Source organism: Mesotoga sp. BH458_6_3_2_1 (assembly GCF_003664995.1).
Taxonomy (GTDB): Bacteria; Thermotogota; Thermotogae; order Petrotogales; family Kosmotogaceae; genus Mesotoga.
The window spans coordinates 111,138-126,862 of the sequence record NZ_JFHL01000021.1 but is presented as its reverse complement, the minus strand read 5'-3'; the positions used below and the strand labels follow the sequence as shown (position 1 = coordinate 126,862).

12 protein-coding genes are annotated in these 15,725 nt (G+C 44.6%); 8 read left to right on the top strand and 4 right to left on the bottom strand.

The features are described from left to right. The 6 genes from Y697_RS10610 to Y697_RS10585 form a co-directional block, all read left to right on the top strand. The coding region (locus tag Y697_RS10610; protein ID WP_183083792.1) for an HD-GYP domain-containing protein at window positions 1-1,092 on the top strand (1,092 nt) is incomplete at its 5' end. Between the two features lie 4 nt (window positions 1,093-1,096). Then, window positions 1,097-1,825 (top strand): PAS domain-containing protein, encoded by a 729-nt coding sequence (locus Y697_RS10605; RefSeq protein ID WP_183083791.1) that lies wholly within the window; start codon window positions 1,097-1,099, stop codon window positions 1,823-1,825. Window positions 1,826-1,846: 21 nt separating this feature from the next. Then, entirely contained in the window at window positions 1,847-2,806 is a 960-nt protein-coding gene (locus Y697_RS10600) for an HD domain-containing phosphohydrolase (RefSeq protein WP_310793770.1), read from the top strand. Window positions 2,807-3,325: 519 nt separating this feature from the next. After that, window positions 3,326-4,600 (top strand): hypothetical protein, encoded by a 1,275-nt coding sequence (locus Y697_RS10595; protein ID WP_121551584.1) that lies wholly within the window; start codon window positions 3,326-3,328, stop codon window positions 4,598-4,600. Window positions 4,601-4,926: 326 nt separating this feature from the next. After that, entirely contained in the window at window positions 4,927-5,550 is a 624-nt protein-coding gene (locus Y697_RS10590; protein WP_121551583.1) for a SatD family protein, read from the top strand. Between the two features lie 129 nt (window positions 5,551-5,679). Beyond that, the gene (locus Y697_RS10585; protein WP_121551582.1) at window positions 5,680-6,468 is read left to right on the top strand and encodes a DUF3307 domain-containing protein; all 789 of its coding nucleotides are present in this window, start codon (window positions 5,680-5,682) and stop codon (window positions 6,466-6,468) included. 131 nt (window positions 6,469-6,599) lie between these two features. Here Y697_RS10585 and Y697_RS14730 read toward each other — a convergent pair whose 3' ends face one another. After that, on the bottom strand, window positions 6,600-6,752 hold the full coding sequence (locus Y697_RS14730; RefSeq protein ID WP_183083790.1) for a hypothetical protein: 153 nt from the start codon (window positions 6,750-6,752) through the stop codon (window positions 6,600-6,602). A 287-nt stretch (window positions 6,753-7,039) separates the two neighbouring features. Further along, on the bottom strand, window positions 7,040-7,936 hold the full coding sequence (locus tag Y697_RS15005; protein ID WP_259462496.1) for a hypothetical protein: 897 nt from the start codon (window positions 7,934-7,936) through the stop codon (window positions 7,040-7,042). A gap of 256 nt (window positions 7,937-8,192) precedes the next feature. Between Y697_RS15005 and Y697_RS10570 the strand changes: the two genes are divergently transcribed. Continuing rightward, the gene (locus Y697_RS10570) at window positions 8,193-11,087 is read left to right on the top strand and encodes a diguanylate cyclase (protein WP_121551580.1); all 2,895 of its coding nucleotides are present in this window, start codon (window positions 8,193-8,195) and stop codon (window positions 11,085-11,087) included. Here Y697_RS10570 and Y697_RS10565 read toward each other — a convergent pair. Together Y697_RS10565 and Y697_RS10560 are read right to left on the bottom strand one after the other, a co-directional pair. After that, window positions 11,084-12,586 carry a hypothetical protein gene (locus Y697_RS10565; protein ID WP_121551579.1) on the bottom strand — a complete coding sequence of 501 codons (1,503 nt, stop codon included), beginning with the start codon at window positions 12,584-12,586 and terminating at the stop codon, window positions 11,084-11,086. The two genes, Y697_RS10570 and Y697_RS10565, sit on opposite strands and share 4 nt — an antisense overlap. A 10-nt stretch (window positions 12,587-12,596) precedes the next feature. Beyond that, entirely contained in the window at window positions 12,597-13,352 is a 756-nt protein-coding gene (locus Y697_RS10560; protein ID WP_121551578.1) for an ABC transporter ATP-binding protein, read from the bottom strand. Between the two features lie 183 nt (window positions 13,353-13,535). On the opposite strand from Y697_RS10560, the gene Y697_RS10555 reads away from it, so the two are divergent. Further along, window positions 13,536-15,656 carry an RND family transporter gene (locus Y697_RS10555; protein ID WP_121551577.1) on the top strand — a complete coding sequence of 707 codons (2,121 nt, stop codon included), beginning with the start codon at window positions 13,536-13,538 and terminating at the stop codon, window positions 15,654-15,656. Window positions 15,657-15,725: the final 69 nt, after the last annotated feature.

The window sequence follows — 15,725 nt, the reverse complement described above, 5'->3', positions numbered from 1 at the left end:
ATGGGGGTCTTCCCTTCCTGGACAGCAAATCAACCGACACAGTTTTGGATTCTGGGTCGTGTGCTAGAGTCTTCTGGTCTCGCGTTGGCGTTGGTTCTGCCTAAGAAACGAAATCTCAATATAGCCTATTTCGTGGGCTTAATGATTGCAGGAGCTCTTGGAACGACAGCGATCGCCTTTGGATACTTTCCTTGCTGTTTCATTCCTGGAACCGGTCTCACTTCATTCAAGATTTTGATGGAATATGTGGTGTTGGCAATCATAGTATTGAGCATCTATCTTCTTTTCAAGAGTGATTCTCCAGACATCCTCCCTTACAGAAAGTACTACTTTCTTGCCCTTATTTTGACAGCAGCCGGAGAACTGGTTTTTACGACCTATACGGACGTGTATGGCTTTTCTAACATGCTTGGACACATTTTCAGATTGATATCTTATTTCGTTATCTTGCAGGGAATAGTCTACAGGTCTATTCGTGAGCCGATCGACAGCCTTTACAACAGAATTAGCAAAACCCAGGAAGAGCTCATTGCAATAATGAGCGAGACTACTGAGATAAAGGATCCATACACAGCAGGTCACCAGAAGAGAGTTGCTATACTGGCCGATGAGATAGCAAGAAAGATGCACCTTTCACGGGATGATCGAAATGTGCTTTCGCTTGCCTCGAGGCTCCACGATATTGGGAAGCTGTTCATACCAACAGATATCCTAACAAAAGCGATGCCTTTAAACGAGCAAGAGCGAGACTTCATAGAACTCCACCCGGGCAAGAGTTACGATCTTCTGAAAGGGATACCTTTCGAAGGGCCGGTGCTCGATACAATACTGCAGCATCATGAACGCCTGGACGGCTCAGGGTATCCAAAAGGACTGACAGATAAGGAGATACTGCTTACATCGAAGATACTAGCAGTGGCAGACGTAGTTGAAGCGATGCTTTCAGATCGGCCACACAGAAGGGCGCGCGACGTTGAAGAGGCTATGGAGGAAATCAGTAGTAACTCAGGAAAGCTTTATGATTCTTTGGTTGTGAAGAGCTGTTTGGAGTTGTTCCAGGGCGGCTTCTCGTTTGAAGCCCATAAGGAGTGATCCTGTGGAGAAGCGAGACTTGATTGGCAAACATTACAGCTTACTCTATGAGTCTATTGCGGACAATCCAGATCTGCTCATCTGCAGGTGGAACTCTGACACAACGCTAACTTTCGTCAATCGCGCATATGCTGAATTCTACGGTATGGAAAGGGATCAACTTCTCGGAAAGCAATGGATCGATCTTGCCGAAAAAGGCCCATGCAATGAACTCGAGAAGACGCTTCACAAAAGGGCGGAAGTCGAGCATCCTTTCCAAAGGGAAGATCCCGTATTGGCTGCCGATGGAGCTGTGCACTGGATTCACTGGTACAACCAGCCTGTTCATGACACTGCCGGGAAGCTGATTGAATACCAGTCGGTTGGAATCGACGTAACTGAGCAGAAGAAAGCCAGGAGAAGGATTATTGAATCTGAACAGACTCTTCAGCTCATTCTGGACAATATCGATGAGATAGTTGCGTATCATAAGCCCGATCTTAGTATTGTCTGGGCGAACAAAGCATTCAGAGAGAGGGTGGCGGTAGACAAGGATAGTTTGCAGGGCAACACGTGTTATCACCTTTGGTACGGAAGGCAGAATCCTTGCGACGATTGTCCTGTATTGAAGGCCGTCAGGGAAAAGAAGACAGTTGTTGAAGAGATCGAGCAGAACGGAATCATCTGGCACATCAAGGCATACCCGATCTTCGATGATTCCGGAAATCTATTGGGAGTAGTGGATCTGGCGTAAGACAAGACAAGAGAACGCGAGATCTATTCGAGACTGAGAGAGCGGGAAGAGAAGTTTAGGGCGATTGTGGAGTCTACGGACGACATAATCTTTGAACTGGATCGAGAGAGCAGGCTTACTGCTATTTTTGGAGCCTGGATAGAGAGTTCAGAAGTCAATACAGATTTCTTCATCGGCAAGACCGCAGCCGAAATATTTCCTGAAGGGATAGCAGAAGTACATATGATGAACAGCGAGATAGCTCTCAGTGGAGAACAGACAACATATGAGTGGAGCTTTGGCGAAGACGTCAACCAGAAACACTATAGTATTAATCTGTCGCCGATATTCGATGAAGAGGGTTTAGTTACGGGTCTAGTGGGTATCGGTCGAGACATTACAAAGTTGAAAGAGACCGAAGAAGCCCTCAGAAGAAGCAGAGATGATCTTCTGCTAACAATGTCCAGGCTTCTAAAGGTTAAGGATCCCTACACGGTTGATCATCAGAGAAAGGTCGAAGAAATAGCGACAGCGATTGCTGAGCGACTCAAACTCCCCAACGAAAAGCTTGAAGCACTCAGAATAGCGTCTATTCTCCATGACATAGGGAAGCTTTCCATCCCTGCAGATATACTTAACAAACCCGGAAGGCTTAACGAGATTGAATGGGCGTTGATCAAGAATCATCCCGACGAAGGCTTCAAAATCCTGAAGGAGATCCATTTCGGTCTGCCCGTTGCAGAAATAGTCAGGCAGCATCACGAGAGAATCGATGGATCCGGTTATCCGAGAGGTCTGAAAGATGGCGAAATAATGCTTGAAGCGAGAATTCTTGCAGTTGCAGATGTTGTCGAGGCCGTCAGCTCTCATCGTCCTTACAGACGTGCACTGGGACTCGAGATTGCCCTCGAAGAGATTAAGTCGGGAGTTGGTACGAAGTATGATGAAGAAGTGGTGAAAGCCTGTCTTGAGCTCTTCAATTCTGGGTTTGTGCCGACCTAGATAGGGTACTTCAACCTCGAAAACTTTCTTCTCTGGAACTGCAGAAATTATAAACTGAATCGAGTAATGAGAATCTCGAACTGGATCACAAGGTTTTAGTTTCCATATTGATATTCAGTCTGCTCAATAGCACGTTAGCCTTCATGTAACACTGGCCGCGTGCAATTTGATCATGTTTCAGAAACGGAATAAAGATCCCTCTGATTTCAGATGGAAAGATCTGTTTCACAGGCCTGCTGCAGCTTTGGAAATGAAAGTCCCGGTTGGTTTTTAATTGTAATGAGCTTTTCGATTTGGCAAAGGTGCTCTTGAGAAAGAATATCCATAAATGACGGATTCACCTGCGCGATTTTCCGTTCTTGTCATCACGATTATTCATCACGGTCATATTAGTAACCTCTCTTCGATGCTTTATAGGAGCTAATCAAATATAATGAAACGAATATGAACGACTATTGATCCGATGATTATTCGCAAAGGGATGCAGAAGCCGTTGATCATGAGATGGAGGAATAGATGATGAGAAGAATGTCAGTAATAGTATTTCTGATTTTTATTACGGTTTTTCTGGGGGCAAGGCTAAATGTAGTGAAATCTCTGGCTCTTGGAGGAAGCGGCAACGACGTGGTGAGCGACATTAAGATTCTCGAAGATGGATCCGTTGCGATTTCAGGGTTCACAGACTCTTCTTCTGGAGGGATTGTTTCTACACATGGTCAGGAAGACTTCCTTATTATGAAACTTGACAGCGACCTGGAACTTCAGTGGTGGAAGACTTTTGGTGGAAGCAAGAGAGATATTGCTGAGGCAATAGCCCTAACTGCTGACGGGGGATATTTGCTTGTAGGTCTGACTGAATCTTCAGACGGTGATGTGACCAACAATAACGGTATTGGTGATTTCTGGGTGATTAGGCTTTCGACAGAAGGTGAACTCATCTGGGAGAAAACACTTGGGGGCAGCGGACAGGATCATGCATACGATGTACTTGAGAAACCTTCAGGCAATATTCTAGTCGCAGGATACACAAGATCTGCTGACGGAGACGTCTCTGGCTATGATTGGGGAGAAGACTTCTGGATAGTAGAACTGGATTGTGAAGGCAATATAGTGTCTCAATGGGTAGTTGGCGCTTACAGATCTGAAGATTGTGCGCAAAGGCTTTACCTGGGAGAGGATGGGTCAGTCTATGCAGTCGGCTATTTTGCGTACAGAGACTGTGGAATAAGCTGCAACTACGTGGACAATCAGATGTCGATCTTGAAGATCTCGGCCGCTGGGGAAGTCGAATGGTTTGATCAGTTCGGAGGTCAGTGGTTTGAGGATGGCTTCGATATAGTTGCAGAGAGTGATGGCAATGTCATAGCCGTTGGTTCACAGGACGCCGGGGTATCACTCTTTTCGAATGGACTCGGCGGAAAAGATTTCTGGGTTATTTCGGTCGATGATGAAGGTAATGAGCTGTGGAGTAAGAACTACGGCGGGAGTTTCAAAGACGTTGCGCGTTGCATTGTTCTTACAGATGATGGGGACCTGATTGTCGCTGGGCAGACAACTTCTGACGACATCGACGTTAAAGAAAATTCCGGTATGAATGACGCGTGGATTATGAAACTAGATTCTGAAGGCGAGATAATTGATACTCTATCTTTCGGCGGTTCTGGGGACGATGTAGTTAATTCAGCCTATCTTGAAGGGAACAGGATCATATTCGCAGGGTATTCCATGTCCTATCAGGAAAGCAATGCCGAAAAGAAGGAGAAAGATCTTTGGATATTTGAAGTAGCTAATTAGCTGACTGTCAGTATTTGAATTCCTGAAGATAACGGGCAGTGCAGCTTTTGTTCGGCTAAGATGCAGCGTATTCGGGAGTTTTCCCGTCTTCTTCAATGGGCTTTTGTTTGAATTTCCATCACGAGTTTTCGTATTGAGTAACAGGCCTTCAAAGACCTCTGAATAGACGACCCTCCTATCGAGGATGTCGTATAGATCTCCACATCGATGAGTGGGTATCTCGTAAAGACTGGAGCGGCATTTGATTTCCGTCACTTTATGGTCTCAACATGATCTGTGCTACAATCAGTTTGGGGTGACTCTGCTGTTTACGGAGTGTGAGCTGTATGGGTCTTTATGCGATAATTACCGCCGATATCATCCAATCAAGGAAGCAAGAGATTCCGGTGGCAAGTATTCGGAATTCGATTGATGGTTTTGGCTCAGAGTATCTCGCAAAGCCATTTGCCATATCTAGAGGAGATGAGATTCAGGGTGTATTGTCTGAGGTGGGTGCCCTACCGATACTTGTTCGAAGGTTGAGATACATTGTGCGACCCTTCAGGCTAAGAATTGGATTGAGTATTGGTGAAATTGATAAGAAAGAGCTGGAGAATGCCGGTTCTTCTTGGGATTTAAGTGGCATAGTCTTCTACGATGCGAGAACGGCACTTGATAGTGCGAAACAGAGTAAGATTTCAAATACTTTTTTCGTTCATGATAACGAGGTACTGTCAATTGCCATGAACACCTCTTTATTTTTGCTTGAGACTGTTGAGAGGGGTTGGACTGAAAAACAATGGGAAGCCGTTCATACGTATGAGGCCGAGGGGACCTACGAAAAGGCGGCTAAGGTTCTGGGAGTGACAGCTCCGACTGTTCAGGAACACTGTGAAAAGGCAAGCTGGAGTGTGGTAAGAGCTGCCGAAACGGGGTTGGCAAAGTTGATCGATTTGTCGCTTGGGAATTAGTTTTTAAGCCTTATATTTATAAAATAAGGCTTTTTAAACTTATTTAAGCTGAATAAGGCATTAAGACCTTATAGTCAATGTGTTCCGCGACAAACGCGCATCTATCGGGATATTGACGGAGGCCACAATATGAGAGGATTAGTGATACCTTTAGCGCTTTCGATTCTGGCACATGTAGTTGCCGATTTCTTGTTTCAGACAGACGCGATGGTGAACGAAAAGAACAATGGTAAGATGAAAGGATTTCTGAAACACTGGTGCGTTGTGTTTGGAACTCTTCTGGTTCTTATGCTCCCCTTCAAGCTGACCGATGTGCTTATGTATTGCCTTGTGCTTTCCCTCTTTCATATACTTATAGATGTATTCAAAGCTCAGATCGAGAGAGAGCGAGGTCCGGCAACGAAGTTCATCATGTTTGTTCTTGATCAATTCATGCATCTTGTGCTCATCTCTTTCCTCTTACCGATTTCCAGCTTCACCGTTTCACGGGGCTTCTCAAGCTTCATTGGCTGGTTTTCCATACATACGGGGCTTGACCTACCGTCGCTTCCGCTTCAAAGAATTCTAGTGGTAATAATTGTCTATATATATGTACTCTTTGCCGGCGCGGTCTTCATAAGAAAACTCTTCGATCTCATCTACAAGAATGTGCCGGACTATCTTCAGAGAATAGCAGGAGACAGCTCGGTTCTCGATAATGTGAAGACCGGGAAGGTGATCGGGATCTTCGAAAGGCTTCTCATTCTCACACTATACCTCACGGGAAATGTTGCCTCTATAACAATTGTAATAGCCGCCAAATCATTGGCCAGATTTAAGAATTTCGAGAACAAAGACTTTGCTGAATACTATCTAATCGGGACGCTGGCGAGCGTGATGATTGCAATAGTTGGCGGGATGATCTTGAAGGTTCTTTGAAAACGTTACCGTGAGTTTACAGGTTGAGGATAGAGGTCTGAAAATAGAGATCAAACATCATATCTCGTCGTGCTTGAGAGAGGCGTCCTCGGTCCTTCATGAAGAGCAGTTGCAGGTTGAAAGCGCTGAAGTCAAGAAACGTCAAATGCTGTCAGTCCGACAAAGCTCCTGGTCGAAATCTTATCGCGGAACCTTACCTGCCCTCTTTGCTTTTCCCTTCTCTCTACTCTCTGAATAATGGTTTGACTAAGAACGGTTATTCCGAATACGCCCAATTCCGTCATTCCGACAAAGCTCCTGGTCGGAATCTCGATACTATTACTTGACGGCTCTCGTCGGCGAACGGAGAACCATTCAACGACCAACCAGTTCCTTTGCTTTTTCCTAACACCAATCCGCACCCGCTACCCCGGTTTCTCGAAGCCCAGATCCTTAACAGGAGCGCTTCAGTGACAAAATGAGTCCGTCTGATCAGATTACTTTAATTTGCTTGCTCTTCTTCTTTCCTTTTTGCCTCCTGGTGCGTAAGCGCCAGCATCACTTCCCCGGATGCTCTTCCGGGCATCACTTCCTAGCGCCAGCGAGACTCACTTCCTGCCGGAGGAAGCATCACTTCTGATCTTGATGCCACCACCAACCCCCAACCCCGGCTACTAAAGTCACTCAAAACACTTGCCGGTACCGTTTCTTCGATACCGAGAATCGCGCTCTTCAACAGACTTGCGCAGACGAATACCGCTCTATTCACTGCTTCTGTGAATGCCGGTGAAATCTCCTCCCACAACTCGGAGTAATCGTAAATAGAGTCCGATAGACGTTTTTTATCAGCAGCCTCAAAGGTTGAAGCAAGACTTGCTGATTGAGAAATTGAATTCAGAATAAATTCTGGAATCTCAAAGTCCTGAAGAAAAATCGCACTCTCGGGTGTCAGTTGTTTCATGCCGAAGAAGACAGTGCCGGCAATACTTTCAATTCTGAAGTGCATCCCCGGCTGGTCGGTCAGCTGGCCGTCACTGTTTCTCACAACATGGAGCGGCATCATCAGGTCGCTTCCGAAATGGAAGAGCCGGGCAATCGCAAAGGCCAGATCGGGGAAATTCTTCTTTAGAAAATGCTCCCGGATTTCAAGAAAGGCCTCGATCAGAGCTCCCATGGCATTGCGTTTCATACCCGGTATATCTAGTATCTCTTGCAAAGCCAGCGACTCGATCTTAACGTATCTTTCAGCGATGAATGTATGAGCCGGTACAAGGTCTTTGACGAAATACCTGTCGAGATCCACGCACGACGCTTGAACTCCAATCCAGTTCTTAAAAACATCTTCCTGAACGTTTCCCCTAATCGAATTCAGAGTTGAAGAGTCGATCAGATTAAGAGCAGCTACGGATATCTGCCAGTGAGCTGTGAACCCCCAACCAAAACATGCTGTGCATGAAGCTAAGAGAAATAAGAGAAGTATGGATTTCAAATCATCACCATCCGCAAGCCATATTGGCGAACAACAATACAGATTCTACATGATTTATTTTGTAATACTCACAACGGGAGATGGTAGATCATTCAATTTGAAGAACATAGTCTCTCAAACGATCAGTTCACAAGTATTGGATCAGGAAAAACTTACAGTCGGTCACAAGTTGGTTATTGAGCGAAGTTCTCTGGGTTTCATCGTAGGAAAAATGATAGACTAAACAAAGGCAGTTTTTTCTCATACAGGAGTACTCATGAAGAATTGGCTTAAATCTATCTCTTTGGCTGCGCTAGCAACGCTTTTCTGGGCCATTATAGGTTTTGCGGTGACAGAAGTTAGGTATTCTGAAGTAGAAAGTCAAATTGCCAAGTCTGCAAGAATGATCGCGGAAAACGCTGCAGAGACCACATTCATCGGCTACTTTCATCGGGATTCATTTTATGAAGCCGTTATGAAGAATGACAGTGACTTCATCAACAATTATCTAAGAGAGATAATGAGCAGCAATATGCTTATGAAAGGTGTAGCGGTATTCTATGAAAATGCGGTTTTTGCAACTGCAGGTGAAAAGTTTGAAATTGCCGACATGCCTGCTTTTGAAGGAGGAGACTACTCAGGAATCTTCTCAGTAGGCAAGGACCTCTTTGCGATTTCTGCCATTACGAACAACGCTGGTTCAGAGAGGCCAAAGAATGCGTATGTAATTATGGAACTAGATCTCGAGGGAATTATGGGTCTGCTTACAAGAGAAGGATACAACTTGGGCAATGAGAAGGGGAGTCCTGTATTAGCGGAAATCTTGGTTTCTCTCGAGCGCAGATGGCTACCAGCAAACTATGCTGCAATCGCTTTCGTCTTTCTTTTGACACTCATCTTCACGGCTACTATACAGCGGGTGGCAGGCAAGAAGTTTCTCGTCAGAAGGAACAGAGAAATGTCGCTGCTTCTGGATAAGATTCCGACACTGATCTGGTATTTCAGAGATCCGGAGACTTTCGGAATCGTCAATAAGTCATTTGCAGAGTTTCTTGGTAGGATGCCGAAGGAGATTGAAGGAAAGAATGTCTATAGGATTCTCTCGGAAGAGGAAGCGAAAAAATGTGTTGAAAGCAACAAAGAGGTTTTCTCTCGAAAAGTGAAGCTTACTTTTGAGCAGAATTCAGAGAATTCGAATGGGGAGTTAAGAATTCTGGAGATCACAAAGACGCCGGATATCGATGAATTCGGAAGTATTGAGTCTGTTGTCTGTTCTGCAAATGATGTGACCGAAGAGAGAGAGGCACTTAGGAGGATCAAGCTTATTCAGTTCGGACTGGATAATGCGAACGATGAGGCCTTCTGGATTGCTCCTGACGGCACGATACTGTATGCAAACAGCGCGGCCTGTAAAAATCTCGGATACACAAAGGCTGAGGTTTCCGGACTTAAGGTAAATGATCTCGATAAATCGATGGAGGCAATGGATAGAAGGGTAAGCTGGGAAAGGCTTAAATCAAAAGGTAGGGACACATTTGAAGCTTATCATGTGAGAAAGGACGGCTCTGTCTTTCCCGTCGAGGTTAACAGAAACTATTTCAAGTACGATGAAAGTGAATATGAATTTACTTTTGCACGAGATATATCTGAACGAATGAGAAGTCTGGAGATTCTGAAGAGAGATAGGTTCAGAATAGAACGGCTTCACGATGCAGCTCTCAATCTGGAAAGATGTGGAACCCTCCAAGATGTATATGACTCTGTGATTGAAGCAGCTAAGGAGATCCTTGAATTTGATATATGCTTCATCTGTGTCAACGAAGAGGATAATCTAGTAATTAAAGCATCTTCCAATCTGAATCCACGGGATCCACTTGTAATGCCAAATGATGTCGGAATTGTCGGGAAGACTTTCAGAGAGAAGAAGCCGTACATAATCGATGATATCCAGGAGTCTCCCAATGCTTTGAAGACCAACAGTCTTTATCACGCTGGCCTGAGCGTTCCAGTTGGTGATTTTGGGGTTTTCCAGGCGATGTCCTCAGATAGGTCGAAATTTGGCGAACAAGAACTACATCTTGCAGAGCTTCTCATGTCTCATGCTCGTGAAGCGATAGTTCGAATCGAGACGGAAATACGTATGAATTATATGTCTCTTCACGATAAACTGACCGATCTATACAACAGAGTCTATTTTGAGGAGGAGCTTCAGAGACTGGAAGGGTCGAGATTCTATCCTATCTCAATTGTATCGGCCGATGTAGACGGATTGAAACTGATAAACGACACAATGGGTCATTCAAGGGGAGATCAAATACTCATAGAGTTTTCACAGATTCTTAGGTCATCCTTCAGAAAGACAGATGTTGTCTCGAGATTTGGTGGAGACGAATTTGCAGTCATTCTAATTAGGACGGATGAAGAGACGACTGAGAAGATCGCTTCAAGAGTCCGTAAGACAGTTGAAAAATACAATATGGATCACGTCGGCCCTCACTTGAGTGTATCGATGGGGATAGCCACAAGCAAGGGTCCAGAACAAAACCTTCTTGAGACTCTAAAGTTGGCTGATGACCTTATGTACCGTGACAAGCTTTACAGGAGCTCCAGCGTTAGGAGCCAAATGGTTAACACACTGTTGATAACTCTGGATGAAAAGGATCAGATTTCAGGTGGTCATGCCAAAAGGCTTCAGAAACTTTGTTTGGAGCTTGGTAAAAGGGCCGGTCTCAGTACTCGACAGCTCAGCGATCTTGCATTGTTTGCTCAGGTACACGATCTCGGTAAGGTGGGAATTCCTGACAGCATTCTTTTTAAGCCCGGCCCGTTATCCGAAGATGAATGGAAGGTAATGAAACTCCATCCTGAGAAAGGATACAGAATTGCAGTATCGTCTCCAGATCTCTCATCAGTTGCAGATTTGATTTTGAGACATCACGAAAGATGGGACGGAAGAGGTTATCCTCTGGGTATCAAGGGTGAAGAAATTCCGGTTGAATGTAGAATTCTATCGATCGTCGATGCCTTCGATGCAATGACAAATGAAAGGCCGTATAGTCAAGCCAGAAGTGTACAGAAAGCTATTGAGGAAATAAGCCGATGTTCCGGAACTCAGTTCGACCCGGAACTAGTCTCAATGTTCAAGATATTGATAAGCAATACCTCAGCCTAAATGCTCTTGATCGTCCGTGAGATTTTCCTGTAGTTGAAGAGAGATACAAAGAGAGCGATTGTCACTGATGCAAGCGAGATCAGCAGCATCAAGACTGTCCCGATACCCTCTACAGAACCACTTAGAATCATTGTCAGAGGCATTATTGCGCCAAAACTCAAAGCCATACAAATAACCTGATTGAGAAGTACAAACTTCGTTCTCATAAACGCGTTCGGATTGTCCATCTGATCTGGCGGTGACTTCAAAACACCCCTTATGCCAAGCAATGAAGATGTCACGTACAGTATGAATACAATTGGTACAACCACAAGGTAACTGAGGGATCCACCTCTCACTAAGACACTGGTGATGAGAACTCCCACAAAAAGAACAGTTCCCAACAGTACAGGCAGGGATGCTTTCAAAGCAATCATTTTGCCTAGAGAGATCGGAAGCATCTTCGTTGTTTCGATAAATGGGAACTCTCTGCCCATAAGAAATGCCGACTGTATTGTAGTGAATATTGTACTGATTAGCACCATGGTGAAGATTGAAGTCACGACATCATCTGATATAAGACCGAAAATCAAGCCAAACACAACGGGATATAGGAGATAATAGATCAACTGCTCATAACGCCTGTATATCTTCAGTTCTCTCCTCAGTAGGACGCCTCCTCGTCTTTCGGAAAAGGAGAAAGTTCTTGATCTGCTCTTAGTGTACGAAACTGGCTCGAATCTCATAGATGAGGCGACTTTGAAGAACAGAAGTCCCAAAAGTGGGATCGCACCAATGGCAAACAGAAAGTACATTGGCTGCTCAGATGCCTTGACGCTCCATGTAAATATGTTCACGGGATTTGAGAGAGTTTCCCAGGCAGCGGCAAGCTTCTGCAAATAGAGAGGGATATTATCTGTGTTCCTCGGGACCAACTGTACAATTATGAAGAACATGAACCCTGCTACAATTTGCACGATAAACATCACTTTTCTAGCAGCAGCCCTGGACATAAACTTTCCGAAAGCCACGGAAACTATTGAGGCAAGGAGAACAGTGTTGATTACTACCAATACAAGTGAAGGTATCCCTATCCATGGATTAGGATCGATCCTTAGATGATAAGGAAGAGCTATTCCAAGGAATACTGACAATGTGAGGCCTTGATATACCGTCGAAATCATAATTTGGTAAGCAATTATACTGACTCTTTTTACGGGGAGAACCAGAAGCATATCTATCTCTTCGTTTCTCATGAAGAGATACGATGATGTGGCCGAGAAGGATATAAGAAAGAACAGTCCGGAAATTGTGAGAAAAAAACCAGCCATAACTTTTCCAAGGGCAATTCCCTCTACTTCCACTCCAGCAGTTGCACCATAAACTTCCCAAAGAAAGAAACCTATCATGACCGTGAAAATTGCAAATACGAATAGTTGACTTGAAACGCCACCTCTGGTTCCTTTCTTGCCAGGGAACATGAACAACTTATATTTGAAGAACAGCTTAAGATCGTTCACAATTAGCACCTCACAAAGCACTTACTATTTCCTGGATATCTTCATCCTCTCCAGTAAGCTGTAGGAACAGATTTTCTAGAGTCTCTCTTTCATCGGCGCCGGCCCTCTTTCTTAGCTCGTCCATTGTTCCTTCGGAGATCAACCTTCCCTTGTTTATAATCCCAATTCTGTCACACATCTTTTCCGCGATTTCAAGCACGTGTGTTGTCATGAAAATTGTAGATCCCTCATTCTTGTACTTCTCCAGAAGCATCTTCAGAATTTTAGCGCTTCTTGCATCAAGGCCAACCGTCGGTTCATCCAGAAAGATGACCTCGGGCCTTCTCATAAGTACAGATATGACCATTATCTTCTGCTTCATTCCGTGAGACATCTCTGAAATCATCTTCCCTAGATAATCGATGCCGAATGCTTCGCAAAGTTCCCCCACTCTCTTTTTCGCCTCCTGTCTCTTGTCAGGAAAAACGTCCATGATGAATTCGAGAAACTCTGCGCCAGTGAAATAGGAATAGATTCTTGGTTCATCCGGAACAACACCTATCTTGCTTTTTATAAGAAGTTCGTTTCCTGGATAATCCATGTTTAGAATACTTACTTCTCCAGATGTAGGCCTTAGGGTACCTGTAAGCATTTTTATTGTCGTTGTCTTCCCAGCACCATTTGGCCCCAGAAAGCCGTATATCTCACCCGAACTAACCGACAGATCAACCTCGCTGACCACCGGGTCTTTATCGAAGACTTTAGTAAGCTTGTTACAGCTGATCATTTGAATCCCTCCAGACTCTATTGCTAAGTGTCTACCAGATTGTTCTCACGCCCCAATTTTACGACAAGAGTCATGGCATTTCAAATTACGATACCAATTCATCTGTGAAGCGTTCAATCTCCACAAGGGGCGATGAATCGTAAAGTCAGATGATATAATTGGCTGAGTTCATGAGGTGCGAATATGAGAAGAGCGTTATCCTTCGCCATACTGGCCGTAGTAGTTGTGGTTTTGCTGTCTGGAATAAACGGGTTTAGCTTTGACCCCTCCCCGGCTGCCTTTTTGAGCGACGACGATTCGGAGCTTGGGGCATTCAACAAGATCGCGGAAGTTTTCGGCGATTCCGGATCGATTGTTTTGGTTCTTGAAGCTTCTCAAACCTCTTTGGATCTCTTGAAAAGCATCACTGAAAAGATTAATTCTCTTGAATGGGTAAAATCCGTTTTGTCTCCTACAGAGGCCGTTAAGCTGGGAAGCTTCAATCTCTTCACGATGAGTATTCCATCGGAAAGCTATGTTTATGAAGAAGAGGGCCGACTGGTCCTTAATGAAGAATTGCTTTCAAATCCGCTGTACAGCAACTTAATCATTTCTTCTGACGGCAGGTACTATGCGGTCATGATCACAATAGCAGATGGTAACGAGCTGAAGAGTGACGCGTTGATCCCGGAACTGCGATCGGTACTGGATTCTTCCGGCGTAGAAAGCTACAGATTGATCGGAGAGAGTGTTGCTAATTCCGAAACCTTCAGGTCGATCATTGATCTCACCTTCAAGTATCCGCCTTTCATACTGCTTGCCATCATGGCGGTTTACGTGATCAAGTTCAGAAGAATATCTCTATCACTTCTAACTCTTGTACCCCCTCTGGCCGCAGTAATGGTTATAGTAGGAATAATGGGGCTGATGGAGCTTTCGATAAATAGTCTTACGGTTATGATTCCTTCGTTTATAGTCATAATCGGAAGTGCTTACGGAATGCATTTCCTTTCCCGATTTGAAGAGAACATCCATATGAAGAACGCTGTCAGAAGAACCGTGCACGAAGAAAGAGTGCCAATTCTCTTTTCTGCTCTTACAACTATGGCGGGCTTCTCTTCATACATCTTGCTTGATATGAAGGCCTTTCAGGAAATGGGAATATTCGTCTGCTCCGGGATCTTTTTATCGGCGATTTTTACAATTACTGTCCTTCCAGGTCTTGTTACATCTAAGGCAGCCACTAAACGAGAGGTTTCGCCGCCGAGAGACGTTAATCCAGTTGTTAAGAGAGCGGTAATTTGGGTTGTTATAGCCCTCAGCATTGCCTCTCCTTTACTGATAATTACTATACCAATGACGATTGATCAGTACAATTTCTTCAAGGAGGATTCAAAGATCAGAGAAAGTGCAAGAACCATGAAGGAAGCCTTTGGTTGGTTGACGAATTATGCTCTCATGGTCGAACCTGCAGAGGGAGGAAGCATTTCGTTGACATCCGTTCAACTTGAGAATCTCGAAGCTCTCGAGGAGGAGCTGAAGGGGATTGAAGGAATTTCCAAGGTTATGAGCCTCTTCGATCTTTCGAGGGAGACAAACGTCCCCTTACCTTTGATGATCAGGGCGCTCAATTCAACAGATGTATTTGGAGATTCTACCTCACTTTTAGTGAGCGATAATGCGATCCGTTTCAATCTCTTTTCATCTGAGAGTGACAGTCTGAGCGCAGAGAGATTGAAGGCCGCAGTTGAAAAGTCAATAGGGAAATTCCCTGAACTGCACAAGAACTTCGATTTCACTCTGGCGGGCACAACTCTAATATGGAAGAGCGTCAACTCATCGGTTGTCAACAACCAGATTCAGAGTCTGATAGTCTCATTTGGGCTTATCATACTTCTTCTGTTATCGATATTCAGGAGCTTGAAGTCAACTATAATTGCTACGATTCCAATTCTGCTGACGACACTATTTAACTTCGTCTTTATGGCCTTTTTCAGGATTTCCCTCAGCATTTCTACAGCTCTTATTTCAGGAATGTTGATGGGACTTGTAATCGACTACGCCATCCATTTCACGATCTGGTTCAGAAGATTCGGCGATTCTCGTAAAGCTTATGAACAAACGGCTAGGGCAATTCTTACAAATGGGTTGAGTCTTGTGGCGGGTTTCTCGGTTTTGCTGCTTACACCACTGCTGCTTTATGTGGACGTTGCGAAACTTATGGTAAGTGGGCTAGCTGTGGGGATGATTCTTACTCTCATACTTCTTCCCGAAATCGCATCGAGGAGTGAAAGGTTTTTGAGCGGGGCCAAAGACTCCGGCTGATATAATTCTTGTATAGATCAACTGGAGGTGCGCGGTTCTGAAAGCACTTGTTTCTCTTCTCCCAAGGGA

What these genes read in the sequence shown, in the direction of transcription:
- Y697_RS10585 (WP_121551582.1), top strand. Translation starts at nt 5,680, where the DNA reads ATGAGAGGATTAGTGATACCTTTAGCGCTTTCGATTCTGGCACATGTA.
- Y697_RS14730 (WP_183083790.1), bottom strand. Translation starts at nt 6,752, where the DNA reads ATGACGGAATTGGGCGTATTCGGAATAACCGTTCTTAGTCAAACCATT.
- Y697_RS10570 (WP_121551580.1), top strand. Translation starts at nt 8,193, where the DNA reads ATGAAGAATTGGCTTAAATCTATCTCTTTGGCTGCGCTAGCAACGCTT.
- Y697_RS10590 (WP_121551583.1), top strand. Translation starts at nt 4,927, where the DNA reads ATGGGTCTTTATGCGATAATTACCGCCGATATCATCCAATCAAGGAAG.
- Y697_RS10560 (WP_121551578.1), bottom strand. Translation starts at nt 13,352, where the DNA reads ATGATCAGCTGTAACAAGCTTACTAAAGTCTTCGATAAAGACCCGGTG.
- Y697_RS10555 (WP_121551577.1), top strand. Translation starts at nt 13,536, where the DNA reads ATGAGAAGAGCGTTATCCTTCGCCATACTGGCCGTAGTAGTTGTGGTT.
- Y697_RS10595 (WP_121551584.1), top strand. Translation starts at nt 3,326, where the DNA reads ATGAGAAGAATGTCAGTAATAGTATTTCTGATTTTTATTACGGTTTTT.